The organism is Arcobacter thermotolerans (assembly GCF_983172305.1).
Genome location: NZ_CFAFZJ010000002.1, coordinates 88,553 through 114,202, shown reverse-complemented (window position 1 = coordinate 114,202; position 25,650 = coordinate 88,553). Strand labels below are relative to the sequence as shown.

The window sequence follows — 25,650 nt, the reverse complement described above, 5'->3', positions numbered from 1 at the left end:
TATGAAAAAACTACTATATTTTCTAATTTTTTTTAATATCTCTTTTTTAAATATTTTATTTGCAAATGATAGAGTTATTACTCTAAGTCCTGCTGTAAATGAGATAGTTTTTGCTTTGGGTTTAGGAGATAAAATTATTGCAAATACGGAGTTTTGTGATTTTCCAATTGAGTCAAAAAATATTCAAAAAGTTGGAGGATATGGAAGTGTTAGCTTGGAAAAAGTTGTAAACTTAAATCCAACTATTATATTAAATCAAGATTATGATAAAAAATTAAACCAAAGTTTAAAAGATTTAAATTTTAAAACTTTGGTTTATAAAACGAACAGTTTAGAGGATATTAAGTTTACAATAAAAGATTTAGGTGAAGTTTTCAATAAAAACGAAGAAGCAAAAGATTTAAATAATCAGATAGAAAATAGTTTGGAATCTTTAAAAAATATTATAGAAAATCAAAAAATCCTTATAGTAATAAGTCCACAAAGTACTCTATCAAATCAGATTTTTGTAGTAGGAAATTTTATATATTTTGAAGATATTATAAAAGCTAGTAACAATATAAATGCCTATCAATCAAGTTTAAAATCACAACCTTCAATAAATAGTGAAAAATTGATTACTTTAAATCCAGATATTATTATATTATTAGCACCATATTTAAAAGATGATAAAGAAAAAGATGATATGTTAAATCTTTGGAAAAAGTTACCAGTAACTGCAAGTAAACAAGAGAATATTTTTATAATAGATGATGAATATTCAGGAATATCAAGTCACAGAGTAAAATATTTAATAGATGATTTTAAAGGTATTTTAGAAGATGTTAGAGCTAAAAAATTTTAGTAATTTTATTTTAAAAGATATATCTTTTATTTTAGAAAAAAATGAAAACTTACTTATTTTAGGTGAAAATGGAGCAGGTAAATCAACTTTAGCAAAAGTTTTATCAAATCTTTTACCATCTTCTAATCTTTTTTTTGAAAGTAAAAATATAAAAGATTTAAGCTCATATGATAGAGCAAAATATATAAATTATATACCTAGTCGTTTTGAAATATTTGATGAATATTTGAATGTTTTAGAGTATTTAAAACTATCAATTATAGAAGAAAAAAATATAGAAGATATAGAAAAAATTATATCTTTACTAAAACTTGAAGATCTAAAATTAAACTCTTGTGTAGATTTAAGTTCAGGAGAGCAGCAACTTTTACTTCTTGCTAGTTCTTTACTACACAATGCAAAGATTACAATTTTTGATGAATTAACTGCAAATTTGGATTTAAATAGAGTAAAAGATGTTTTTGATATTTTAAATTCAAGCTTACTTTCTCAAAAAATAGTAATTACACATAATCTTGATTTTGCTTATGCTTTAAAAGATTTCAAAGTACTGTTTTTACAAAAAGGTTCTTTGAAATTTTTTGGCTCTCGTAGTGAATTTTTTATACAAGAGAATTTAAATAGATTTTATGGTGAAAATTTAAAACTTTTAGACTCACATTTGGTGCTTGATTTATGAAAAAAATATTATATATTTTTGCTATTTTGATTATAATTATATCTCCTTTTTTAGGAGAAATTACAATAAATATTAAAGATATTTTCAGTTTAAATGATAGTTTATCTACCGTTTTTTGGGACTTAAGAGTTCCTAGAGTTATTTTGGCATTTTTTGTAGGTTCAATTTTGGCTATGGGTGGTTTAATTTTTCAAATAGTTTTTAAAAATGAGTTAATAACTCCATATACTTTAGGAATTGCAAGTGGAACAACACTATTTTCAGCTATTTCTATAGTTTTTTTTCCTTTGATACCACTATTTTTTTCTAGTATTTTTGGATCACTTGTTACTATTTTAATTCTATTTATAATTTCTAAAAAGATAAGCTCTAATAAACTTATAAGTTCGACAAATTCGATGCTTCTAATAGGAATTGCCTTATCATATTTTTATAGTTCAGCACTTATGCTTATATTTTTTATGAGTAATCTTCAAGAAAACTATTCAATAGTAAGATTTACTTTGGGAAGTCTTGATACAGTTGGATTTATTGCTTCTTTTGTTGTATTTGTTGTGGCAATTTGTCTTATTATTTTTATTTATAAAATGAAAAATAGTATAAATTTACTTCTTATATCAAATGATATGGCTTTTTTAAAAGGTTTAAATGTAAATAAAACTATTTTGATTTTACTTCTTTTTATTACTATTTGTGTTGGTATTTGTATTAGTTTTACAGGACCTATTGGCTTTGTAGGGCTTGTAATTCCTCATATTGTAAAACTAATATATAAGCAAAGTGCAACTAAACTATTTATACCAACACTATTTTTTGGTGGAACTTTTTTAGTTTTTTGTGATTTAATTTCAAGAGTTTTACCAACAGCTTCAAGCTTACCAATAGGTGTTGTAACTGCTTTTATTGGAGCTCCATTTTTTGTATATCTTTTAATACGTAAATAAAACTTTTTAGTTAAGATTTATCAAACATTTTTGGATATATAAAAAACTCTAAAATTCCAATTTTTTCTTTAATATCTTCCCATTTTGATATATTAAAATTTAGTTTTAATACTCCACATGTAGGGATATTCTCTTCAAATCTTCCTAATAAAAAATCTGCTAAATCATTAAATCCAGGATTATGTCCAAATAAAAATATAGTTTTATGTTTATCATCTATATTTTTTATAACTTTTAAAATATTAATATAAGGTGCTTCATAAATCGATTCTTCAAAGATAATTTCTCCTTTATAATCAAACTCTTTGATAAAAAAATCTAAAGTATCTTTTGTTCTTTTTGATGGTGAAGAGATTATTAAATCTGGATTTACCTCTTTTTGTTTTAAAACTTTTGCCATAAAAGGTGCATTTTTTGCACCCCTTTTATTTAAAGGTCTTTCAAAATCTTCTAAAAGAGGATTTGACCAACTAGATTTTGCATGTCTTATTAAAATCAACTCTTTCATATAAAATCCTTCAATTTTTTTCTCATTTTATCATATATTATAGAAAAGAAAAAAATATATTATTTTTAGATATAATAATTACATGAAAATTTTAATTAGTATATTTTTTCTACTGTTTTTTACTATAAATGCTGATTTTGTTGATACCTCTTTAATTTTAAAAGTTGAAGAAAAATATGGAAAATTTGCAAAAAATAGGTTTATTGCATTAAATACTATGTTGGAAAAAAACAAAAACTCTGATTTAAGAACAAAGCTTGAGAAGATAAATGATTTTTTCAACGATATAAAATATGCAAGTGATCAAACTGTTTATGGTACTAGTGATTATTGGGCAAACCCTTATGAATTCTTAGCAAAAGATAAAGGAGATTGTGAAGATTATGCAATTGCAAAATATCTTGCACTTGAATACTTAGGAGTTCCAACTTCTAAAATGTTTTTATCTTATGTTAGAGTTAAATCTTCAAATGAAGCACATATGGTTTTGACATATTTTGAAACACCAAGTTCTGAACCCTTAGTTTTAGATAATTTAAGAAAAACTATACAGCCAGCTTCAAAAAGAGATGATTTGATACCAGTTTTCAACTTTAATCCAAATATTTTAAAAGGTGAAAAAACAGCTGCTCACAGAAAGTGGGATACATTAATTAAAGATTATAAAGGAAAAAAAATATGAGTTTATTAAAGCAAGTTTCTATTGTTCTTGGTTTTATTTTTTTGATACTTTTTGTATCTATTATTGGTCTATCTTTTAATATTATAAAAGATTCATCGGCAAAATCTTTGTATGAAAATGTACAAAATAGTGTTACAAGTACTAGTTTATCAATAACAAATGCAGGAGTTGATGAAGGAACTATAAAAACAGTTATAAATGCAGCTTTTGATAATGGAAATTATGAAAAAATTGTGTTTAAAAATATTAATGATGAGATAGTTTATGAACTAAAAAAAGATTTAATAATAAGCGATGAGATACCACATTGGTTTATTAATATTGTAGATACTGGTGAAATTTCAGCACTTGCTAGTATTTCAGAGGGATGGAATGTTTTAGGAGTTTTAGAAATTTATGCAGATAGAGCTATATACTATAATCAGACATATAGTATGTTTATTAAACTTTTACAATCTTTAGCATTTAGTTTTGTTGTTTTAATAATTATTTTATCTATATTTTTTAATTTTATACTAAAACCTTTAAGAACAATAAATAATCAAGCAAAAGCTGTAATGAACAATGAGTTTATACTCTCAACAGAGCAACCATTTACAGATGAGTTTAAAACTTTAACAACTAGTATAAACAGTATGGTTTCTAAATTTGAAAAAATGTTTCAAAATACAAATGAAGTATTAAAGACAAATAAAGAGCTTTTATATTTTGATGAAGTAACAAAAATAAATAATAGAAAATATTTTATATTAAAAGCAAATGAGTATTTAGATAAAGATAGCTCAAATAATAAAGGTTTTATAGTATCTCTTTCAATAAAACTTGATGTAATAAACAAAACTTATGGATTTATAAAAACAAATGAGATTTTGTTTAAATTAGCTTCAAAGTTAAAAAATAGTTTTAATGTAGATAATGATATTGTTGTTAGAATGAATGGTTCAGAGTTTTTAGCACTTGTTCCAAATGCTAAAGAAGAAGATGTAAAAAACGCTTTAGAAAAACTGATAATTGATTTAAAAGCTATTGTAGAGCTTGAAGATAATATTTTTATTGGTCTTTGTAAATATGAAAATGAAGAGAGTCTAAGAACTCTATTTACAAAAATAGACTACACACTTTCTCAAGCAAAAGTAAATAGTGATAAAGATTATTTCTATGTAACTCATATGGAAAATATTAAAACAAAAGAAGAGTGGATAAATATATTAAATGTATCTTTAAAAGAGGAGTTTTTTAGGCTTATACATAGAGATATTGTTGATATTAACTCAAAAGAAGAGTATTTAAAAACAATTAGTTTTGAGCTTGATTTTAAAGGCGAGACAATAAGATATGGCGAATTTATTGCCTCTGTTTTAGAACAAAATAGGTTAGATGAAGTATATTTACATGTCATTGAAAAAGTTTTCAAACAAAATAAAGCAAATGAGTTTGTATCGATTCAACTTCCTACTTTATTTATTGAAAAATTAAGTAGTTATGCAAATTTAAAAGAGTTATTAAGCAAGTATAAACATATTTCAAAAAATATTATTTTTGAAATTGAAGAAGAGGCATTTAATAAAAATTTCAATAGCACTTTGATGTATATTTCACTATTTAAAGAGTTTGGATTTAACTTTGCTATATTTAATTTTATTGCAAATAGCGATGATTATAACTATTTAAAAGAGTTAAGACCACTTTATATTAAAGCTTCAAAATTCTTCTTGCTTGAATCAAGACAGAGTTTGAATATGTTAAAAATACTTACACAATCTTTAGATATTAAACTTGTTGCTACAAGTGTTGATGAAATTGAAGAGATAAAAACTTTAGAAGAGATAGGAATAAACGCAATTTCTGGCTCTGTTATGTCAAAATTATAAAAACTACTATTTGACCAAAAAAGGCTTTTTTTAGCTTTTTTTGGTTAATATCTATTTCTACTTATATCAAATGAAAGATAAATTATGATTGTAAAAATAGACTTAACAAATGATAATTCATACGAAATTTATATCGAAAAATTAAAAGCATTGAGCTTTGATAGAAAAGTTGTTGTTGTTACTAACCCTACGGTTGCTGGTTTTCATTTAGAGTATTTAAAATCAAAATTAACAGCAAAGGAGTTATCTGTTTGCACAATTAAAGATGGTGAAGAGTATAAGAATATGCAAACTTTAGAAGATATTTTAAGTTCATGCTTTGAAGCAAAACTTGATAGAAAATCTCTTCTTATTGCATTTGGTGGTGGTGTAATTGGAGATATGACTGGTTTTGCTGCATCAATTTATCAAAGAGGAATTGATTTTATTCAAATTCCAACTACTCTTTTATCGCAAGTAGATGCAAGTGTTGGTGGGAAAACAGGAATAAATAATAAATATGGAAAAAACCTAGTAGGAACTTTTCATCAGCCAAAAGCTGTTTATATTGATTCAAGTTTTTTAAAAACTCTTCCAAAAAGAGAGTTAGGAGCTGGAATTTCTGAAATTATAAAAATGGCTGTTTGTTTCAATAAAGATTTTTTTTCTTGGCTTGAAAATAACGACTTAAGAGATGAAAAAAATATTGATATAGCTATACAAAAATCTGTAGAGACTAAAGCTTGGGTTGTTTCACAAGATGAAAAAGAGCAAGGATTAAGAGCTGCATTAAATTATGGTCATACTTTTGGGCATGTTATAGAGAATATTACAAATTATAAAACATATCTTCATGGTGAAGCTGTTGGAATTGGTATGTGTATGGCAAATGCTTTAGCTGTAAAGCTTGGGTTTATGAGTAAAGAAGAAGAAAAAAGAGTAGAAAATTTACTTAAAAAATATGATATTCCAACAACTTTTAAAATAAATGATGTTGAAGATTTTTATGAGCATTTTTTCTTGGATAAAAAGTCTAGTAATAGTAAGATTAAATTTATTTTACCTGTTGGGATTGGTGATTGTAAAATTACAGATGAGATAAAAAAAGATGATGTTATTGAAATTTTAAAAGGATTTTAATTGTTTAAAAAAATAGTTATTTTAATACTTTTTTTAGTTGCTACTACAGTTTTAAATGCAAATCAAGATAATATAAATGATACAAAAACAGAAAAAGTAGATCAAAAAAAAGGATCTTCAAAAAATAGTCAAAAAAAAGATGAAAATATTTTAGATATTGAAAACATGGTCGAAGCAAATATTTTACTTGAAAAAATAAATAAAATTGAGGCTGGATTTAAAGATAATATTCTTTTAAAAAGATATTCAAACTATTTGTCGTACAGTAAAATTTCAGCTGATTTAGAACAATTAAAAGATAGTTTAAAAAGAAAAAATAATTTAAGTGATGAGCTTGAGTATCAACTTTTAAATAAAATTAGAGTAAAAGAGAATGAGCTAGAGTTAATAAGCGAATATAAAGGTTCACCAATAGGAAGTTTGATAAATCCGCCAGAAATTGAAATAGTTGAAAAAATTACAAACCCTTTTGGAATAATTAATGCTCTATCAAGTATAAAAAAGATGGAAGATAGTAAACAACAATTTACTAGTTTAGAGTCTCAATTAGAATTTTTATCAAAAAATCTCGAAGAAGAGCTTGATAGTTATAGAAATTTATACGTTTTAGAGCCAAAAGATGAGTACAAAGAGAAAATAGTATTTTTAGATAAACAAAAAAGAGATTTTGATATTGTTTTAGATATTGTAACTACAACTCAAGAGGTTTATGGAAGAAAGATAGAACAGGTTATTTTAGAGATAAAAAATCAAATATCTCAACAAGTACAAAAAATGCTTTTGATATTTGCTATTATTGTAATTATGCTTATAGTTTCATTTTTGGTGAAATTAACACTAAAAAGATATTTTTCACAAAATGAAAATTATTATATGGTAAATAAAATTATAAATTTTACATTGGCTTTTTTAGTTTTAATGCTTCTTCTTTTCTCTTATATTGATAATGTTTCATATCTTGTAACAATTTTAGGATTTGCATCTGCTGGTATTGCTATTGCATTAAAAGATTGGTTTATGTCTATTTTTGGTTGGTTAGTTATTGTAACTTCTGGTTTTATTCAAGTTGGAGATAGAATTCGTGTTACAAAAGGAGAGGTTGAAACTGTTGGAGATGTTTTAGATATTTCATTATTTAAAATCACTATAAAAGAGGATGTTACGCTTGTTTCATATATGAAAAATAGAAGAGCTGGAAGAATTTTCTTTGTACCAAATAACTATATATTCTCTGAACTAATTTCAAATTATAGTCATAGCGAACTAAAAACAGTTTGGGATGGAATTGATATAACTTTAACTTTTGATTCAAATTTTAAAAAGGCTCAAAAAATTATTAGAGATATTTTGAAACACTATTCAAAAGGTTATAGTGATATTACAAGAAAACAACTTTCAAAAATGCGAAATAAGTATCAACTTAGAGCAACTGGAGTTGAACCAAGAGTATTTACTCTATTAGAACCTCATGGAATGGTTATTTCTGGTTGGTATCTTACAAACTCTTTTGCTGCACTTGTTTTAAGAAGTACTATTTGTGCTGAAATACTTGAAGCTTTAATGAAAGAGGATGATATACATATAGCTTATCCAACTCAGCAAATAAATATAAATAAAACTTCAAATCCTTATGGTCCAGCATCAAAAATGCCAAAAAAAGAGTTTGAAGTAGATGATAATTAGGATAAATATTTTATGAATTTTAGTGAACATAGACCAAAGGTTTTTTTTAAGACTTTTGGTTGTAGAACAAATATTTTTGATACACAAGTGATGATTAGTAACCTAAAAGATTTTGATGTAGCAAATAATGAAAAAGAAGCAAATGTTGTAATAATAAACTCTTGTACAGTTACAAATAGTGCAGATACAACAGCTAGAAGCTATATAAATAGTTTAAAAAAACTTGAAAACTCTCCAAAAGTAATATTTACAGGTTGTGGAACAAGAACAAAGGGTGAGAAGCTTTTTGCAGATGATAAAATCGATGGACTTTTTGGTTCAAGTGAAAAAGAGAATATTAATGAACTTTTAAAACTAGATAATAAATTCTATAAACTTGGCGATTTAAAAAGTCTTGATACAACAGTTGTTGAAGAGTTTGTTGGAAAAAGTAGGGCATTTATAAAAATACAAGAGGGGTGTGATTTTAGATGTTCTTATTGTATTATACCTCATGTAAGAGGTGATGCTAGAAGTTATGAAGAGAGTATTATTTTAAATCAAGTGCAAACTTTGGCTAATAATGGTTTTAGTGAATTTATTTTAACTGGAACAAATGTAGGAAGTTATGGTAAAAAAATGCATACTTCTTTAGCAAAACTTCTTAAAAAAATGTCACTTATAAAAGGTGTTAAGAGAATTAGAATGGGAAGTATTGAGCCAATTCAAATTGATGATGAGTTTAAGGAGCTCATAAATGAGCCTTTTATGGCAAAACATTTGCATATAGCACTTCAGCACACTTCAAAAGAGATGTTAAAAATTATGAATAGAAGAAATAAAGTTTTAAGTGATTTAGAGCTTTTTGAGTTTTTAAGCCAAAATGGTTATGCTTTAGGAACTGATTTTATAGTTGGTCATCCAGGAGAAACTCAAGAGCTTTGGAATGAAGCTATGAAAAATTTGCATAATTTTCCTCTCACTCATATTCATGCTTTTACTTATTCTAAAAGAGATGGAACACCAAGTGCTTCTATGAAAGATATTGTAAAAGGTGATATTGCAAAAGATAGATATATTGAACTTGTAGAGATAATTAAACAAAAAAACTACGAATTTAGACAAAATATAAAGAATAATAAAGTTAAACTAGAGGTTTTAGTTGAACAAGAAAAAAATGGTAAGTATTTAGGGTTTGATCAGTTTTTTAATCAAGTTGAGATAACTTCAAATGAAGATTTAGTATCAGATTGGTTAAATTTAGAAGATTATGAAGTGGAGTTTAATAAAAATGAAGCAAGATTTAAATAATAAAAATATAGATAAAAACTTTAAGTTAATGGTTTTATCAGCTATAGTTTTAGTTGTTTTATTCTCTTATACAATCTATAAAAGTAGTACAAATATTCAAGGAGTAAGCTATTATATTGGAGTTGGTTTTCTATTTATCTTACTTATTTTATCATTTGTTTTAAGAGCTAAGCAAGATAAAATAAGAGACTATTTTCTTAAAAAAAGAGGTTTAAAACAAGAAAGTTCTCTTTTTGAAAAAGAGCTTCAAGAAAAAAACTCATCTTATGGAGATTCAAAAAATATTGATTTTACAATAAAACCTGTTAGTTCAAATATTACTTTTAAAGATGTTGCAGGAATTAAAGAGATAAAAGAGGAGCTTGAAGAGATTGTTGATTTTTTAAATAATCCTAAAAAGTACCAAAAATTTGGTGTAAAACTACCAAAAGGTGTTCTTCTTGTAGGACCTCCAGGTGTTGGAAAAACTCTTATTGCAAGAGCAGTTGCAGGTGAGGCACAAGTGCCATTTTTTTACCAAAGTGGAGCTAGTTTTGTTCATATTTATGTTGGAATGGGTGCAAAAAAAGTAAGAGAACTTTTCTCAAGTGCAAAAATAAATGCTCCATCGATAGTCTTTATAGATGAAATAGATGCTGTTGGAAAGGCAAGAAGTGGAAAATCTAATGATGAGAGAGAGTCTACTTTAAATGAACTTCTAACTCAAATGGATGGATTTGATGGAGAGAGTGGTGTAATTGTAATTGCTGCAACAAATAAAATAGAGGTTTTAGATGATGCACTTTTAAGAGCAGGTAGATTTGATAGAAGATTGTATGTTGGATTACCTAACATGGAGGATAGAAGAAAGATTTTGGAGCTTTATTTAAAAGATGTTAAATATGAGATAAATATTCAAAAACTTTCAAATGAGACATCAGGTTTTAGCTCAGCTGCATTAGCAACATTGGTAAATGAGGCTCTTTTAAATATGATAAAAAATAATAATCAATCATTAAGTGAAAATGATATTGAAATTGCAAAAAATAAGCTAGAGTTTGGAAAAAAACAGCTCAAGATTCTTGATAGTGAGCAAAAAGAGATTCTAGCAATTTATCAAACTTGTAAGGCATATATTACAAAATCAAAAGTAAATTTACTAGAAGAGGGTGTAAAAAAAATAAATAAAGTATTTTTATCTTTTGAAGAGTTGCAAGAGAATATTAAAAGAGAATTATCAGGAAGTGTTGGGCTTGAGTTAATAAAAAATAAAAAATTTGCAATAGGTGAAGAAGATATTAAAAGAGCAGAAGATATTGCAGTTTTAATGGTAGAAAAATATAAAATGTCAAAAGATAGCAAAGATATAATTTTTGATGCACAAGAGAGTCTAAAACTTGAATTTTCACAAAACATTGAAAAGATAAATAGATTAAAAGATATTATGCTTAAAAACGAGGTAATAACTCTTGATGATTTGCAATAACTTTTATAGTGGATTTTGTTTTAAAAATGAGTGTGAAATTTTTAAGGATTATTTAGAAATAGGGGATTTTATAATCTCTGGATTTTCATATGGAGCTATAAAAGCTTTTAACCAAGCTTTAGAAAGTAAAGCAAGAGTTGATAAACTTCAACTCTTTTCACCTGCATTTTTTCAAACAAAAGATGAGAAGTTTAAAAGAATGCAACTTATGTTTTTTAAAAAAGATGAAGATGCTTATATTAAAAATTTCTTAGAAAATGTAAAAGATAAATCAACAAAAAGTATAGAAAACTTCTTTAAAAAAGGAAGTTTCAAAGAGTTAGAAGAGCTTTTAAATTTTAAATGGAGCAAAGAAGATTTAGAAGAGTTGATAAAAAAAGGTATTAAAATAGAGGTTTTTGTTGGTGGAAACGATAAAATAATTGATAGTTTAGATGCAAAAGAGTTTTTTAAAGAGTTTGCAACTGTTTACTATTTTAAAGATAAAGGACATTTATTATGATTGCAAAAATTGGAATAATTACAACAAGTGATAGAGCTAGTGCTGGAATTTATGAGGATTTATCAGGAAAGGCTATTATTGATACTTTAAATAGTTATTTAAAATCTCCTTGGCAAGAGGTTTATAGATGTATTAGTGATGATAGAATGACTATTGAAGAGACTTTAATAGATTTAATAGATAATCAAAAGTGCTGTTTGGTTGTAACAACAGGTGGAACAGGACCTTCTCTTAGAGATGTAACTCCAGAAGCAACTGAAGCTGTGTGCGATAGAATGATGCCAGGATTTGGAGAGCTTATGAGAAGTGTAAGTTTACAATATGTTCCAACTGCTATTCTTTCAAGACAAACAGCAGGACTTAGAGGAAGCTCTTTAATAGTAAACCTTCCAGGAAAACCAAAATCAATAAAAGAGTGTTTAGACGCAGTTTTTCCAGCAATTCCATACTGTATTGATTTGATGGAAGGTCCATATTTAGAGACTAATGAAGAGATTATAAAAGCTTTTAGACCAAAAAAATAGTTTTTATAAAATATTTAGACTAATATAGTATAAAAAAATACTATATTTTAAGTCTTTATATAATCACTCATTTCTTAAAACATCAATAACATCTATTTTTGTGGCTCTGCTAGCTGGATAAAAAGATGATAATAATACAATAACAATAGATCCTACAACAATAGATATAAAATCTGTAACAGCTAAATCTAAAGGTAATTTAGCACTTCCATAAACATCAGCTGGTAAGCTAACTATATCAAAAGTATCAAGTAAAAAATAGCCAATAAAGCCTAAAATAATACCTAAAATAATACCACCAAAACCAATAGCCATACCAACTTTAAGGAAAATAGATTTTATCTCTTTTGAGCTAGCACCCATTGATAAAAGAAGTGCTATCTCTTTTCTTCTGCTCATTACAGTCATAAGTAAAGATGAAATTATATTTAATGAAGCAACTAAAATAATTAACATTAATACTATAAAAAGAGCTGTTTTTTCCATTTTCATGGCAGCAAAAAAGTTTCCATTTTGTTGCCACCAACCAACAACACCAACTCTTTTATCTTGTAAAAAAGTTCTTAGCTTTTCAATATCAACAAAAGCATCGTCTGAATGTACATGAATACCATCGTAAGTGCCAAGATCTTTTTGCAGAAGAGTTTGTAAAGCTTCAATAGTTGTATACATATAAGCTTTGTCATAAGCACTAAGACCAGAGTTAAAAGATGAAATATAATCAAATCTTTTCATTTTTGGCATAAGTGAAAAACCGGCTGGATTTAACTCTGTAAAATAGAGTGTTAATTTACTATTTTGAGTAAGAAGAAGTTTATCGCTTATTCCAACACCTGTTATAATGTCAAATTTACTAAAATCAAAATCGCTTAAAGCCTCTTTGAAAATAGGGTTGATTTTTGCCTCCTTTTCAGGAAGTACTCCAAAAATCATTCCACCACTCATATTGTTTGCATTTTGAACAATAGCTTGAGTTGATATAAATGGTGAAAATTTAAGATTTTTAAAATTTGCCTCAAGATCTAAAAGTAAATCTTCAGTTACACTATTTGCACCTTTTGAATATATAGTTAATGGATAATTCATAGTAAAAAGTTTTCGCTCAAACTCTTTTGCAGTTCCATTCATAATTGCCATTGATAATATTAGTACCATAACTCCGATTGCAACACCAATAAAAGCCAAAATAGCACTAATAGAGATAAATGGATTTTTTTTATCAAACTTTAGATACTTTTTAACTATAAAATTTATTAATTCTTTATTCAAATTAAATTCCTGCTACCAAGCCTCTTTTTGGACCACTTTTACCACAACACTGTTTATATTTTAATCCACTTCCGCAAGGACAAACTTCATTTCTAGCTATCTTTTTATCACTACTTTTTACAGCTTCTTGTGCAAGATTTGTAGTTATATGCTCATTGGATTTTTCCATATTAGCTTTTACTTTATCTAGTGCTTCTTGTTCCTCTTTACTTTGAAGCTGTATTGTAAAAAGAATTTTTATAATTTCTAATTTAATATTTGAAACCAAATCTATAAACATATTATAAGACTCTTTCTTATACTCAACTAGGGGATCTTTTTGGTTATATCCTCTAAGTCCAATTCCAGTTTTAAGAGTATCCATAGCATAAAGGTGTTCTCTGTAGGCATTATCTAAAATTTGAAGATATAAAATTCTTTCAATTTCACTTTTTTGTTTATCTCCAACTTTACTCATTTTTTGCTCATAAACATCTTTTAAAATTTGAACTAATCTATTTTCTAAAGCTTCATAATCTTCACTTTTTATATCTTCTATTTTTACTATAAAATGTAGTTCTTCTTTAAGTCTTGCTACTAATTGCTCATAATCAAACTCATCTTCACTTGCACCTTGAGTAATATTTAATTCAGATAAAAGATTTTGAACATACTCAACTCTATTTTCATCTATTTTAGAGCTTATATCATAATCCTCTTTTAATAAATCATTTCTAAATGAATATATTACTTTTCTTTGCTCGTTTGCAACATCATCATACTCTAAAAGATGTTTTCTACTTTCAAAGTGCATAGCTTCAACTTTCTTTTGAGAGTTTTCAACTGCTCTTGTAACCATTTTTGACTCAATAAACTCTCCCTCTTTTATTCCTAATCTTTCCATAATAGATTTTATTCTATCACTTCCAAATATTCTTAAAAGATTATCTTCTAAGCTTAAATAGAATTGAGACTCTCCAACATCACCTTGTCTTCCACTTCTTCCTCGAAGTTGGTTATCAATTCTTCTACTTTCGTGTCTTTCTGTTCCAATAATTGCTAAACCACCAAGAGCTAATATCTCAGGTGTTAATTTAATATCAACTCCACGTCCTGCCATATTTGTAGCAATTGTAACAGCACCTTTTTGACCAGCATCAGCGATTATTTTTCCCTCTTTTTCATGCTGTTTTGCATTTAAAACAGTATGAGGAATTTTTTTATCTGATAGAATTTTATGAAGTTTTTCACTCTTTTCAATACTTGCAGTTCCTACAAGTACAGGTTGTCCTTTTTCATGGTAGTACTTTATCTTTTCACAAACGGCTTCAAACTTCTCTCTTTCACTTTTATAGATTAAATCACTTTTATCAATTCTTTTAACAGGCACATTTGTAGGAATAGATACAACATCTAAATTATAGATTTGTGCGAATTCTGTTGCCTCTGTTTGAGCTGTTCCAGTCATTCCTGAAAGTTTTTTGTACATTCTAAAGTAGTTTTGATATGTTGTATCTGCTAAAGTTTGACTCTCTTCTTGAATAGCAACTTTCTCTTTTGCTTCAAGTGCTTGATGAAGCCCTTCACTAAATCTTCTTCCTTCGCTTAATCTTCCTGTAAACTCATCTACAATAATGATTTGATCATCTTTTACAACATAGTCAACATCTTTTTGGAAAATATAGTTTGCTTTAAGTGCTTGGTCAAGAGAGTGTGATAACATAGCATTTTCAATCGAGTAAAGATTTTCAACTCCAAAAAGCTCCTCGGCTTTTATGTGACCTTCTTCTGTTAAACTTACAGCTCTATTTTTTTCATCTACAATAAAATCTCCGGTTGTAGTTGGTTTTTCACTAGCATTTTTTGGTTCTATTAGCTCTCCATGAACTAATTTTAGTGCTATCTCATTTGCTTTTACATAGTTTGAATTTTTGTGATTTGTTGGACCACTAATAATTAATGGAGTTCTAGCTTCATCTATTAAAATAGAGTCAACTTCATCTACAATAACAAAATGATGACCTCTTTGAACTTTATCTTTTAAATCATAAACCATATTATCTCTTAAGAAGTCAAACCCATATGAACTATTTGTTCCATAAGTAATATCACAAGCATATTGTTCTCTTCTTATATCATCATCTCTTACGGCATCACTTAAAGCTCCAACACTGTATCCTAAAAATTCATATAGTGGTTTTAGCTCATTTGCATCTCTAGTTGCTAAATAATCATTTACAGTTACAACATGTACACCTTTTCCACTTAGTGCATTTAAACAAACTGCAATAGCACCAACAAGAGTTTTTCCCTCTCCTGTTTTCATCTCTGCAATATTTCCATCATTTAAAACCATAGCACCAATTAGTTGCACATCATAAGGTCTAAGACCTAAGCTTCTAACACTAGCTTCTCTTGTTATTGCAAAAACATCTTTTAAAACACTATCCAATGATTTTTCATCGTTTTGTACTTCTTTTTTAAACTCATTAAATTTGGCTTTAAGCTCATCATCGCTTAGCTTTGAGTATTTTGCTTCCAAATTTGTTATTTCGTTTGCTATATTTTTATATTTTTTTACAACTCTATCATTTCTTGTACCAAAAACTTTTGAAAAAACATTTAACATAAAATTAGTTCCTTTTCGTTATAATGAAGCAATGATTATATATAAAAAAAGGTTAAAAAATGTTTTATAAGCTTATCTTTACTCTGTTTATTTTTTCAAGCTTCTGTTTTTCTTCAAATGATATTCAAAATCTTAAAAGTTTTCAGTCAAAGTTTACTCAAACTATTACATCTAGTTCAAGTGATATAATAACTTATCAAGGTGAAGTTTTTATAAAAAGTAGTGGACAAATTTTGTGGAAATACAAAACTCCAGTGGTTAAAAATGTTTATATTGAGAATAATATGGCAATAGTTGATGAGCCAGAATTAGAGCAAGCTATTTTTACAACTCTTGAAAATGAGATAAATATATTAAAGCTTTTAAAAGAGGCTAAAAAAATTGATAACAATAACTATGTTTCAACAATAGATGGTACAAAATATCAAATTTCTATGAGTAGTAACAAAATAAAAAAAATAACTTACAAAGATACTCTTGATAATAGTGTTGAGATAATTTTCTCAAATTCAGTTCAAGATGAACCAATTGATGATAATATTTTTGTATTTGTAGCTCCTAGTAATTATGATTTAATAAGAAAATAGATACAATTCCGACCAAAGGTAGATAGACAATAGCTTGATTTCAAGAGGAAAGTCCGTGCTGCAGTGAAGCAAGGTTCCATCTAACGGATGGCTAGAGTAATCTAAGGGATAGTGCAACAGAAAGTATACAGCCAATTTTTGGTGATGGTGAAACGGTAGAGTAAGAGCCTACCAGTGTTTTGAGTAATCTTAACAGCTTTGTAAACCCAACTTGCAGCAAGAAGACATGGTATTTAGCTTCACATTTTTCGTCTTCGCATGAGTATTAAAGTGATTTAATACCTAGATAAATTATTGTCAAATACAAAACACGGCTTATAATCTACCTTTTAAAAATATAATAAAAATCTATTTAAAATTACAAACAAACTTATAATTCTTTTGGTAAAATGATTTTCAACAAACACAAAAGGGGTTTTTATGAAAAATTTATCAATACGAGTCAAGTTACTAAGTATAGTAATAATTACTATTATATTAGTCTCTACTATAATAGCTACAAAGTCTATTTATGAGGTTAATAACCTTACAAATCAAACTATTGAAGAGTATAAGCAAAATGCTTTTAATACAAGTATAGAAGAGTTAAAAAACTATACAGCATTTGCTCAAAATATTGCAAAAAGTGCTTATGAAGAAGCAAAAATTGAAAATATCAAAGCAAGAAAAGGTGCCTATTTAAAGTCACAAACTGATTTTTTATTTGCAATGATATCTAAAATTTATGATGAACAAAAAAATAAAATGCCAGAAGCAGAACTAAAAAAAATTCTTTTAGAAGCTATTGGTTCTGTTAGATATGGAGAGGAAAATGACTATTTCTTTGTCTATGATAAAAATTCTACAATACTAAAATTACCTTTAACACCAGAGAGAGAAGGTACTAAAAATAATGGAAAACATATTTTAGAATTTATAAAAACTGCTTTTGAAAAAGGTGAAGGTTTCGTTCCTTACGAACAGCAAAACTATCTAATATAAGATTATTTGAGCCTTATGGTTGGGTCGTTGGAACAGGAGTTTATATTGATAATGAAGAAAAAGAGTTAAAAGCAAAAGCTTTAAATGAAATTTCAAAAATTAGATTTGGTCAAGATGGATATTTTTTTGTTTATGACTACGATGGTACAAACATAATGCATCCAATAAATCCATCATTAGTTGGAAAAAATTTAATTGAAAATAAAAGCCAAAAAGGTGTTTATTATATAAAAGATTTGATAGAAGCTGCAAAAAAAGGCGGTGGAACAGTAATTTTTGATTTCCCAAAAAGTAAAGATGATCCAACTTTATATGACAAAATAGGGTATGCTGATGGTCTTCAAGAGTGGAAATGGATGATTGGAACTGGAGTTTATGTTGATAATATTGAAAAAAATATTGAAATTATGCATCAAAACTCAAAAGAGAAAATTACTTCAATTATTTTAGGAATAGTTATTATTGCTATAGTTGTTTCAGTTATTTTAATTTTTATTATCTCATTTTTTATCACAAAAGAGATAATCTCTCCTTTAGAAAGATTTGAAAATGGAATTTTATCATTTTTTAAATATCTAAATAAAGAGAGTTCAGATGTTTCTAAAATAGAGATAAAATCTGAAGATGAAATAGGAATAATGACAAAAGTAGTAAATGAAAATATTGAAAGAACAAACAATCTATTAAAACAAGATGAAGCATTAATTAAAAATGTAAAAGAGGTTGTTTCACAAATAAATGAAGGAAATCTAAAAGAGAGAATTATTGCAAAGACAGATAATGATAGCTTAGAAGAGTTAAAAAATATTTTAAATGATATGCTAGAAATAATATCTAAAAAAGTAAATAATGATTTGGTTTCAATTGATGAAGTTTTATCTAAATATAAAGATATGAATTTTACAGCAAGAATAGAGAATTTAACAGGTGATGTAGCAAAAGAGATAAATATTTTAGCAGATACTATAAATCATCTTTTATTAGAAAATAAAATAAATGGGCTTACTTTAGAAGATAGTTCAAAAATTTTATTAGAAAATGTAAATAAATTAAATATTAGCTCTAATGAAGCAGCTGCTTTAGAGCAAATTACTTCAAATATTAGAAATAATACTGAAAGTATTGCTAAAATGGCAAAATTATCAGATGGTGTTATTCGTTCTTCAAAAGATGGAGAAAATTTAGCAAATCAGACAACAAATGCTATGGATGAGATAAACAATAAAGTAAATATGGTAAATGAAGCTATAGCAGTAATTGATCAAATTGCATTTCAAACAAATATTCTAAGTCTTAATGCTGCTGTTGAAGCTGCAACTGCTGGAGAAGCAGGAAAAGGTTTTGCTGTTGTTGCTCAAGAGGTTCGAAACCTTGCAAGTAGAAGTGCAGAAGCTGCAAAAGATATAAAACATATTGTTGAAGAAGCTACAATAAAAGCAAATGAAGGAAAACAAATAGCTTCAAGTATGATATATGGGTATAAAGATTTAAGTGAAAATATTACACAAACTATGAATTTGATATCTGATATTGAAAATGCTTCTAAAGAACAACTAATGGGAATAGAGCAGATAAATGATGCAGTAAGTGAACTTGATCGTCAAACTCAACAAAATGCAATGGTATCATCTCAAACTCACGATATTGCTTTGGTTACAGATGAAATAGCAAAAGAGATTATAAAAGAGGCAAACTCAAAAGAGTTTATAGGAAAAAATAGTGCGAAAGCTAGAGATTTTCATAAATCTAATACAACTGTAGCTACAACTTCAAATAAAAAACCAACCATAGTAAATATTGAGAAAAAAGAGTCAATAAAAGATAGTGATGAATGGGAAAATTTTTAAACTCTTAAAAAATAAAAGTTGAGAATTAATCTCAACTTTTAAAGACTATATACTATTTGCAATTTTTTTAACTACCTCAAAAACATTTTCAATAGATTTTTTATATACAAACTCTTTTTTTGAGTGAGGAAATTTTATAGTTGGACCAATAGAAGCTATTTTTAAATTTGGAAATTTATCTTTAAAAATAGCACACTCTAATCCAGCATGAATAGCTTCTAAAGATGCATTTTTATCAAAAGTTTTGTAAATATTCAAAACTGTTGATGTGAAATCATTTATATCAGGACTCCAAGCTGGATATTTTCCATAAGTTTCTACATAAAAATTGTTATTTATTAAATCTTTTTTTGTTTTCTCTTTTAACTCTTTTAAATTTTCATTATTCATAGATCTAGCACTAAATTCAATAACAATTTCATCTATATTTGTCTTAATTAATGCTAAATTTATAGAGTCTTGAACTACATTTAACTCTTTATTAAAATCTCTTACACCATTTTGAAAGTTGTATAAAAAATTAATAATTTCATCATCATAAATATTTAAATGTTCAGATTTTGTGTTAATTTTTTCTATTTTCATATTTTCATGAGTTTTTTGAGGTCTCTTTTTTGAAGCAATTATAGCTTTTGCATTTGCGGGAATTGAGTTTATTCTCTCACCTCCATTTATATCCAATATTTTTCCTTCACACTCTTTTATAGTTTTTACAATTAGTTTTATAGCATTTTGAATATTTTTATCTATATCAACACCACTGTGTCCACCTTGTAAATTTGATATAGAAATTTCATATAAATCTAAATTTTCAATGTTTGGAACTATTTTTGTGTTTGAGTTTTTCGCAATAATATCTACTCCTCCAGCACAACCAATACAAATTTTACCTTCATCTTCGCTATCAAGATTTAGCATATATTTAGAATTTATAGGAAGATTTAAACCATTTGCACCTATGAGCCCTATCTCTTCATCGCTTGTAAATAAAAATTCTCCATCAAAATTTTCATACATTAAAGCTATCATATATGAGCAACCAATTCCATTATCAGCTCCCAAAGTTGAATCTATTGCTTTTAAAGTTGTATCATCTTCAACAATTTGAGGAATACAAAAATCATTTAAACAAACAATATCATAGTGAGATTGAAATACTATATTTGCGTTTGAGTCTTCTTTTTTACATAAAATATTATTGGCTTCATCAACTAGACAAATATATTTTAGTTTTTTAGATATTTCTTTAATATATTCTATAAAATCTTTATGATTTCCACTACATCTTTGTATTTTTGTAATCTCTTTAAATATTTCTAAAACAGTTGGCATTGATATCCTTACTTTATAAAACTTGAAAAAAAGAAATTTTAAGAAAAAAGTATATTTGCTTTTTTACAAATTTATATCTTAAATAAAAAAAAGGGCTAAAAGCCCTTTTTTCTACTCTATATTTTTTAAATCTCTATTTTTGTAAGCTAATATAATTGCAGCAAAAGCAGTTGCAACAGTTAAATAAGCCCACATTGGAATAGGTACAGGATCACCTGTTGCATAAGAGTGCATTCCAGATAAGTAGAAGTTTACTCCTAAATAAGTCATCATAATAGAGCTAAATGCAAGTAATGAAGCAGTTGCTAAAACATATGGTGTATTTAATGATTTTACAAATCTAAGGTGTATAACTAATGCATAAACAACTATTGAAACATATGCCCAAGTCTCTTTTGGATCCCATCCCCAGTATCTACCCCAAGACTCATTTGCCCAAACTCCACCAAGGAAATTTCCAATAGTAATACATGCTAAACCAATAATTAAAGAAATCTCATTTATTGCACTTATGTGTTTAATGATGTCATCCAAATGTTGCCTATTTTTTCTAAAAATAAACATAATTAAAGTTAAGAATCCTAAAATAGCACTAAGTCCAAAAAATCCGTATGAAGCAGTCAAAATAGATACATGGATTGTAAGCCAATAAGATTTTAAAACAGGCACCAAACTTGTAATTTGAGGATCAACATCTGTTAAGTGAGCTGTAAACATAAAAATACCAGCAATAATTGTAGCAGCACCTAAAGCTAATAAAGAGTTTCTAAAAAATATAACTCCAGCAAATATAGCAGACCAAGATATATAAATTAAAGTTTCATAAATATCACTCCAAGGTGCATGTCCTGATAAATACCATCTATAACCCATACCAAAAGTTTGTATAGCAAAAAGTATAGTTAAAATAGCAAATATAATTTTTGTTGTTTTTGCAGGTTTAAACTCTGGTTTAAATATAACAACAAAAGCTAAAACAACCATAATAAAACCTAAAAGAACGTAAGCTAAAGTTAAATTAAAGAAAATATCTAATTTATTAAAAACTATTTCAGCATTTATTTTTGAAGCAGTAGGTTTTATATCTGTACCAACTTTATCTTGATATAAAGCTATCATATCAATATAATTATTTGCACTATTCCAGTCAAAATCCATCGTTGAGTTAAATAGTCCTCTTACAACAGATCCAATAGCAGCTTGATTTTGTCCTGAAAATTCTTGCATTGCTTCAATAGGTGAGTACCATTTGAAGTTGTCATCTACACTTTGTTCATCATAAACTTTTGGAAAAATATTTAATAATGCACCATTAAATACGCTATAAATAATATTTAATTTTTCATCTACTTTTATAATATCTTTCTCATAAGTTCCTCTTTCAATTGGTTTTGTAAGAAGAGCTTTTTCTGACTCTTTTGCAAGTAAATAATCATTTTTTTCTCCAAATGCTTCTGAAAAAGAGATATATTTTTCACTTTCAGGTACTCCTAGAAATTTTTTAAGTTTTGGAGTATTTATTTTTATTATTTTTACATCTTTCCAAATATCAGGTCTTGTAATCATCCCTAAAACAATCTGATTTGCATCCATTCCCATAAATGATGATTTTCCACTTAGTTTTTGAACTATCTCTCTATTTAAAGTTGCAAGAGGTTTCATTCTTCCACCGCTACTTTGCACTACTAAATGTCCAAATTTATCTGCAGTTACTTTTGATTCATCTTTAAATTTATTTAAGTAATCAACTCTCATAGCTATATCATCAACCTCTTGAGGTGATGTAGTATTGTTACTCTCATTAGCTTTTAAATTTTGAGTTGAAAGAAGAGCTAAAGTTAAAATAAACATAGCTAAGTTTTTGTTTGCTACAAATTTTGTTAGTTTTCTAAATCTTGATTTTTTATCAAAAAAGTTTAAAAACAGACCAAGAGTTAATAGAAAATATCCAAAATATGTAGGCCATTTTCCAGGGTCATTGTTTACTGATAATACAGTTCCAGTTTCATCTGGGAAATATGAGCTTTGGAAAAATAGGAAATTTCCTTCATTTAAAGTTCTATTCATAAATATTCTATAATCATAAGTTTTATCATCTTTTATAACTGTAACTTCACTAGCATACGAAGATGGAGCCATACTTCCTGGGTATCTTTCTAGTTGAAACTCATTTAGTCTAATAGCAAAAGGAAGATCAATAAACTTAGAACCATACTCTAAAGTAACTGTATATTTATCAAAAATAAGATCTCTAGGAACTCCCAATTGTCCACTTAATCCTGGTAATCTAATAGTCTCTTTTTTACCATTTAAAGTTACATCAACAGTAAGTAAGCCCATCTTTGCTTGCTCTTTTTTTTCAAACTGAAATCTTTTGTAGTCTATGATTAAATTGTTGTTGTCAAAATCTACTTTATAAGAAAAATTGTTTAATTCTGGAAGTAAAGATGTAAACTCTTTTTGCCACTCTTTGTAAGCAACAACTTTTTCACCATCTTTTACTGTAACTTGTAAATAAGGTTCTAGTGAAATCATCTGATTTGTAGTAGTACCTTGTGGTATTTGCATAATTCCTTCATATCCAACATACCTAGTAATGATTGCTCCTAAAAGTATTACAACAAAAGAGAAGTGAAATAAAAATCTAGGAAGATTATTCCACATTTTAAATTTATAGATTATTCCAGATAGATTTATTGTAGTTAAAACTAAAACTATCTCATACCAAGTGTTGTTATAAACTAAAACTCTAGCCGATGATGTTCCAAAATCATTTTCAATAAAAGTAGCAACTCCAGCACCAATTGCCAAAATAGCTAATAAAAGCAAGGTTGCTTTAAAAGAGAACAGAAAGTTTAAAAGCTTCAAAAATATCCTTTTTAGTATTCATTTTTGGAAAATTGTATTATTGTAAAATTAACATTAGGTTAATTAAAAATATTCTTTAAAAATAGAATTATTATATAAAATGAAATTTATATTATTAAAAGTTATTTTTTGATACAATTTTCTTCTATAAAAAGTTTTAAAAAATCAAAAGTATTATCAGCTAAATTTATATTAAAATTAATAGCTTAAATAGTTATTTTAATTATCTTTTTGAAACTATTAATAATATATTAGAATGTTTAAAATTAGGGGTGTTATGCAAAAAAATAATAATTTTATCAAAAAAGTATTAAACAAAGAAAAATCTTTAAAAGCTACTGTACTTTCTCTATTTATATCTATTATGATTCTGCTTTCAATTATTTTTGGTTTTCAATTGATTTATATTGATAATAATCAATCAAAAAAAGATATAAGTGAAAAATTAAAAAATCTTTCACTTAGTTTAAATCAATTAATCAAAAATAGTGATAATCAAAACTTTAGAGTGATTGAGATGTTAAGTGTTATAAATCATAAAGATAAAGCAGATCAAGATAAAAATTTTGAAGCATATGTAAAAGTTTTAAGTATCGAAAAAAATTTTTATGCTCTATATACAGGTTATGAAGATGGAAGTTTCTATGAACTTATAAATCTCAATATTGATAAAAAGTTAAAAGAGGTTTATAAAGCAAGAGAGCTTGATAGATGGGTTTTAATTAAAATAGATGGTAACAATATAAACAAAAAAGAGATAACACTTTATGATGAAGATTTAAATCAAACTGCCAAAAGAGTAGAAGAAAATAGTTACAATCCAACAAAAAGACCATGGTATGAGATGGCAATATCTAGTGGGAATAGGGCTATAAAAACGGCTCCATATAAATTTTCTCATATTGACTCTTTTGGAATCACTTTTTCAAAAGAGTTAAGTGGTAGCAAAAATGTTGTATCAGTTGATTTCTTGATTGAAGATTTCAAAAATATATTTAAAGATAATATAAATCAAGAGACTATGGATATGTTTTTATTTAAAAAAGATGGAACTATAATATCTTCTATTACAAAAGATGATGATTTATTAGCTTCATTTTTTGAGAAAAATAAAGATTTAGAGAAATTTGAAAATGCAAATATTGTAAATGTAAAAGATAAAAAATATATTGTACAAATTGAAAAACTTAATAATTCAGAAAATGATGATTATATAATTCTTTTTGCAGATTATAAAAAGATTATTGCCCCTTATTTTTCTCAAACTTTTAATTTAATTTTGAGTTTATTTATAGTTTGTCTTATGATGATACCTTTGATAATATATTTCTCAAAAATTATTGTAGCTCCTATTTTTAAACTTGTTCAAGAGAGTAAAAAGATAAAAGATAGGAAATATGACTCTATTTCAAAAGTTGATAGCTCTATTTTGGAGGTTTCAATTTTATCAAATGCATTTTTAGATATGTCAAAATCTATTTATGAATATCAACAATCATTGGAAGAGAAGGTAGAGCAAAGAACAAAAGAGTTAAATATTAAAAATGAAGAGCTTTTTAAGCTATCAATTACAGATAAGTTAACAGGACTTTACAACAGAGTTAAACTAGATAGTGTATTACAAGAGAATATGAGCCTATCTTTAAGATATGGAAATATTTTTTCTGTAATTATTATCGATATAGATTTCTTTAAAAAGATAAATGATAATTTTGGACATCAAGTTGGAGATGATGTTTTAAAAGAGTGTTCTTATATTTTAAGTCAAAATATAAGAAATGTCGATACTTTAGGAAGATGGGGAGGAGAGGAGTTTTTAGTAGTTTGTCCAGAAACTTTAAAAGATGGTGCAAAAGATTTAGCAATAAAATTAAATAAAGCTATTAAACTTCACAAATTTAGTACTTATCCACATAGCGTAACTATTAGTGTAGGAGTTGCTTCTTGTAGTGTAAAGGATTTGAACTATGATGATATAATCTCAAATGCTGACAAAGCTTTATATGAAGCTAAAAATAATGGAAGAGATAGAGTTGAAGTTTTTTAA

At 26.5% G+C, this 25,650-nt stretch carries 18 protein-coding genes, 1 other RNA gene and 1 pseudogene; 15 read left to right on the top strand and 5 right to left on the bottom strand.

Annotated elements, in window-relative coordinates:
- The first annotated feature begins 1 nt into the window (after nucleotide 1).
- From AC5LG6_RS02230 to AC5LG6_RS02220, 3 genes are read left to right on the top strand one after another with little or no spacing between them, the layout of a single operon-like run.
- A complete protein-coding gene (locus AC5LG6_RS02230; protein ID WP_498585577.1) occupies nucleotides 2-844 on the top strand; it encodes an ABC transporter substrate-binding protein in 843 nt (280 codons plus the stop codon).
- Nucleotides 822-1,523, top strand: a complete 702-nt coding sequence (locus tag AC5LG6_RS02225; protein WP_498585576.1) for an ATP-binding cassette domain-containing protein — start codon at nucleotides 822-824, stop codon at nucleotides 1,521-1,523. The genes AC5LG6_RS02230 and AC5LG6_RS02225 overlap by 23 nt, the downstream gene beginning before the upstream one ends.
- Nucleotides 1,520-2,467, top strand: coding sequence for a FecCD family ABC transporter permease (locus AC5LG6_RS02220; RefSeq protein ID WP_498585575.1), 948 nt, complete (start codon nucleotides 1,520-1,522; stop codon nucleotides 2,465-2,467). Before AC5LG6_RS02225 ends, AC5LG6_RS02220 begins: the two co-directional genes overlap by 4 nt.
- A 10-nt stretch (nucleotides 2,468-2,477) precedes the next feature.
- Here AC5LG6_RS02220 and AC5LG6_RS02215 read toward each other — a convergent pair whose 3' ends face one another.
- Complete coding sequence (locus AC5LG6_RS02215; protein ID WP_260874972.1) at nucleotides 2,478-2,975, bottom strand: SixA phosphatase family protein; 498 nt, start codon at nucleotides 2,973-2,975, stop codon at nucleotides 2,478-2,480.
- Between the two features lie 82 nt (nucleotides 2,976-3,057).
- Here AC5LG6_RS02215 and AC5LG6_RS02210 point away from each other — a divergent pair, with 82 nt between their 5' ends.
- The 8 genes from AC5LG6_RS02210 (at nucleotide 3,058) to mog (ending at nucleotide 12,111) form a co-directional block, all read left to right on the top strand.
- On the top strand, nucleotides 3,058-3,657 hold the full coding sequence (locus tag AC5LG6_RS02210; RefSeq protein WP_148625345.1) for a transglutaminase-like cysteine peptidase: 600 nt from the start codon (nucleotides 3,058-3,060) through the stop codon (nucleotides 3,655-3,657).
- Nucleotides 3,654-5,528, top strand: coding sequence for a bifunctional diguanylate cyclase/phosphodiesterase (locus AC5LG6_RS02205; protein ID WP_498585574.1), 1,875 nt, complete (start codon nucleotides 3,654-3,656; stop codon nucleotides 5,526-5,528). Before AC5LG6_RS02210 ends, AC5LG6_RS02205 begins: the two co-directional genes overlap by 4 nt.
- Before the next feature lie 84 nt (nucleotides 5,529-5,612).
- A complete protein-coding gene (gene aroB / locus AC5LG6_RS02200) occupies nucleotides 5,613-6,647 on the top strand; it encodes a 3-dehydroquinate synthase (RefSeq protein ID WP_141054359.1) in 1,035 nt (344 codons plus the stop codon).
- The gene (locus AC5LG6_RS02195; protein ID WP_498585573.1) at nucleotides 6,648-8,330 is read left to right on the top strand and encodes a mechanosensitive ion channel family protein; all 1,683 of its coding nucleotides are present in this window, start codon (nucleotides 6,648-6,650) and stop codon (nucleotides 8,328-8,330) included.
- Nucleotides 8,331-8,342: 12 nt separating this feature from the next.
- Entirely contained in the window at nucleotides 8,343-9,620 is a 1,278-nt protein-coding gene (gene mtaB / locus AC5LG6_RS02190; RefSeq protein ID WP_498585572.1) for a tRNA (N(6)-L-threonylcarbamoyladenosine(37)-C(2))-methylthiotransferase MtaB, read from the top strand.
- On the top strand, nucleotides 9,601-11,085 hold the full coding sequence (locus AC5LG6_RS02185; RefSeq protein WP_498585571.1) for an AAA family ATPase: 1,485 nt from the start codon (nucleotides 9,601-9,603) through the stop codon (nucleotides 11,083-11,085). Before mtaB ends, AC5LG6_RS02185 begins: the two co-directional genes overlap by 20 nt.
- Nucleotides 11,069-11,587: a pimelyl-ACP methyl ester esterase BioV gene (gene bioV / locus AC5LG6_RS02180; protein WP_498585570.1), complete on the top strand. Its 519-nt coding sequence runs from the start codon at nucleotides 11,069-11,071 to the stop codon at nucleotides 11,585-11,587. Before AC5LG6_RS02185 ends, bioV begins: the two co-directional genes overlap by 17 nt.
- Nucleotides 11,584-12,111 carry a molybdopterin adenylyltransferase gene (gene mog / locus AC5LG6_RS02175; protein ID WP_066222264.1) on the top strand — a complete coding sequence of 176 codons (528 nt, stop codon included), beginning with the start codon at nucleotides 11,584-11,586 and terminating at the stop codon, nucleotides 12,109-12,111. Before bioV ends, mog begins: the two co-directional genes overlap by 4 nt.
- A gap of 63 nt (nucleotides 12,112-12,174) precedes the next feature.
- On the opposite strand, the gene AC5LG6_RS02170 is transcribed toward mog, so the two are convergent.
- Complete coding sequence (locus tag AC5LG6_RS02170; RefSeq protein WP_187471283.1) at nucleotides 12,175-13,380, bottom strand: ABC transporter permease; 1,206 nt, start codon at nucleotides 13,378-13,380, stop codon at nucleotides 12,175-12,177.
- A gap of 1 nt (nucleotide 13,381) precedes the next feature.
- A complete protein-coding gene (secA, locus tag AC5LG6_RS02165; RefSeq protein WP_498585569.1) occupies nucleotides 13,382-15,988 on the bottom strand; it encodes a preprotein translocase subunit SecA in 2,607 nt (868 codons plus the stop codon).
- A gap of 59 nt (nucleotides 15,989-16,047) precedes the next feature.
- Here secA and lolA point away from each other — a divergent pair, with 59 nt between their 5' ends.
- The 3 genes and pseudogenes from lolA (at nucleotide 16,048) to AC5LG6_RS02150 (ending at nucleotide 19,403) form a co-directional block, all read left to right on the top strand.
- Entirely contained in the window at nucleotides 16,048-16,575 is a 528-nt protein-coding gene (gene lolA, locus AC5LG6_RS02160) for a LolA-like outer membrane lipoprotein chaperone (RefSeq protein ID WP_066168747.1), read from the top strand.
- 14 nt (nucleotides 16,576-16,589) lie between these two features.
- Nucleotides 16,590-16,909: RNase P RNA component class A (rnpB, locus tag AC5LG6_RS02155), an RNA gene on the top strand.
- Nucleotides 16,910-16,995: 86 nt separating this feature from the next.
- Nucleotides 16,996-19,403: pseudogene (locus AC5LG6_RS02150) on the top strand (methyl-accepting chemotaxis protein).
- 45 nt (nucleotides 19,404-19,448) lie between these two features.
- Here the strand turns inward: AC5LG6_RS02150 and AC5LG6_RS02145 are convergent.
- Together AC5LG6_RS02145 and ccsA are read right to left on the bottom strand one after the other, a co-directional pair.
- A complete protein-coding gene (locus tag AC5LG6_RS02145) occupies nucleotides 19,449-20,735 on the bottom strand; it encodes a zinc-binding metallopeptidase family protein (protein WP_498585568.1) in 1,287 nt (428 codons plus the stop codon).
- Nucleotides 20,736-20,846: 111 nt separating this feature from the next.
- On the bottom strand, nucleotides 20,847-23,603 hold the full coding sequence (ccsA, locus tag AC5LG6_RS02140) for a cytochrome c biogenesis protein CcsA (protein ID WP_498585567.1): 2,757 nt from the start codon (nucleotides 23,601-23,603) through the stop codon (nucleotides 20,847-20,849).
- Between the two features lie 277 nt (nucleotides 23,604-23,880).
- On the opposite strand from ccsA, the gene AC5LG6_RS02135 reads away from it, so the two are divergent.
- Nucleotides 23,881-25,650 carry a sensor domain-containing diguanylate cyclase gene (locus tag AC5LG6_RS02135; protein ID WP_498585566.1) on the top strand — a complete coding sequence of 590 codons (1,770 nt, stop codon included), beginning with the start codon at nucleotides 23,881-23,883 and terminating at the stop codon, nucleotides 25,648-25,650.

Coding starts and splice junctions, on each gene's coding strand:
- mtaB (WP_498585572.1), top strand. CDS start 8,343: ATGAATTTTAGTGAACATAGACCAAAGGTTTTTTTTAAGACTTTTGGT.
- mog (WP_066222264.1), top strand. CDS start 11,584: ATGATTGCAAAAATTGGAATAATTACAACAAGTGATAGAGCTAGTGCT.
- lolA (WP_066168747.1), top strand. CDS start 16,048: ATGTTTTATAAGCTTATCTTTACTCTGTTTATTTTTTCAAGCTTCTGT.
- AC5LG6_RS02145 (WP_498585568.1), bottom strand. CDS start 20,735: ATGCCAACTGTTTTAGAAATATTTAAAGAGATTACAAAAATACAAAGA.
- aroB (WP_141054359.1), top strand. CDS start 5,613: ATGATTGTAAAAATAGACTTAACAAATGATAATTCATACGAAATTTAT.
- AC5LG6_RS02135 (WP_498585566.1), top strand. CDS start 23,881: ATGCAAAAAAATAATAATTTTATCAAAAAAGTATTAAACAAAGAAAAA.
- AC5LG6_RS02185 (WP_498585571.1), top strand. CDS start 9,601: ATGAAGCAAGATTTAAATAATAAAAATATAGATAAAAACTTTAAGTTA.
- AC5LG6_RS02225 (WP_498585576.1), top strand. CDS start 822: ATGTTAGAGCTAAAAAATTTTAGTAATTTTATTTTAAAAGATATATCT.
- AC5LG6_RS02220 (WP_498585575.1), top strand. CDS start 1,520: ATGAAAAAAATATTATATATTTTTGCTATTTTGATTATAATTATATCT.
- AC5LG6_RS02230 (WP_498585577.1), top strand. CDS start 2: ATGAAAAAACTACTATATTTTCTAATTTTTTTTAATATCTCTTTTTTA.
- AC5LG6_RS02215 (WP_260874972.1), bottom strand. CDS start 2,975: ATGAAAGAGTTGATTTTAATAAGACATGCAAAATCTAGTTGGTCAAAT.
- AC5LG6_RS02205 (WP_498585574.1), top strand. CDS start 3,654: ATGAGTTTATTAAAGCAAGTTTCTATTGTTCTTGGTTTTATTTTTTTG.
- AC5LG6_RS02210 (WP_148625345.1), top strand. CDS start 3,058: ATGAAAATTTTAATTAGTATATTTTTTCTACTGTTTTTTACTATAAAT.
- secA (WP_498585569.1), bottom strand. CDS start 15,988: ATGTTAAATGTTTTTTCAAAAGTTTTTGGTACAAGAAATGATAGAGTT.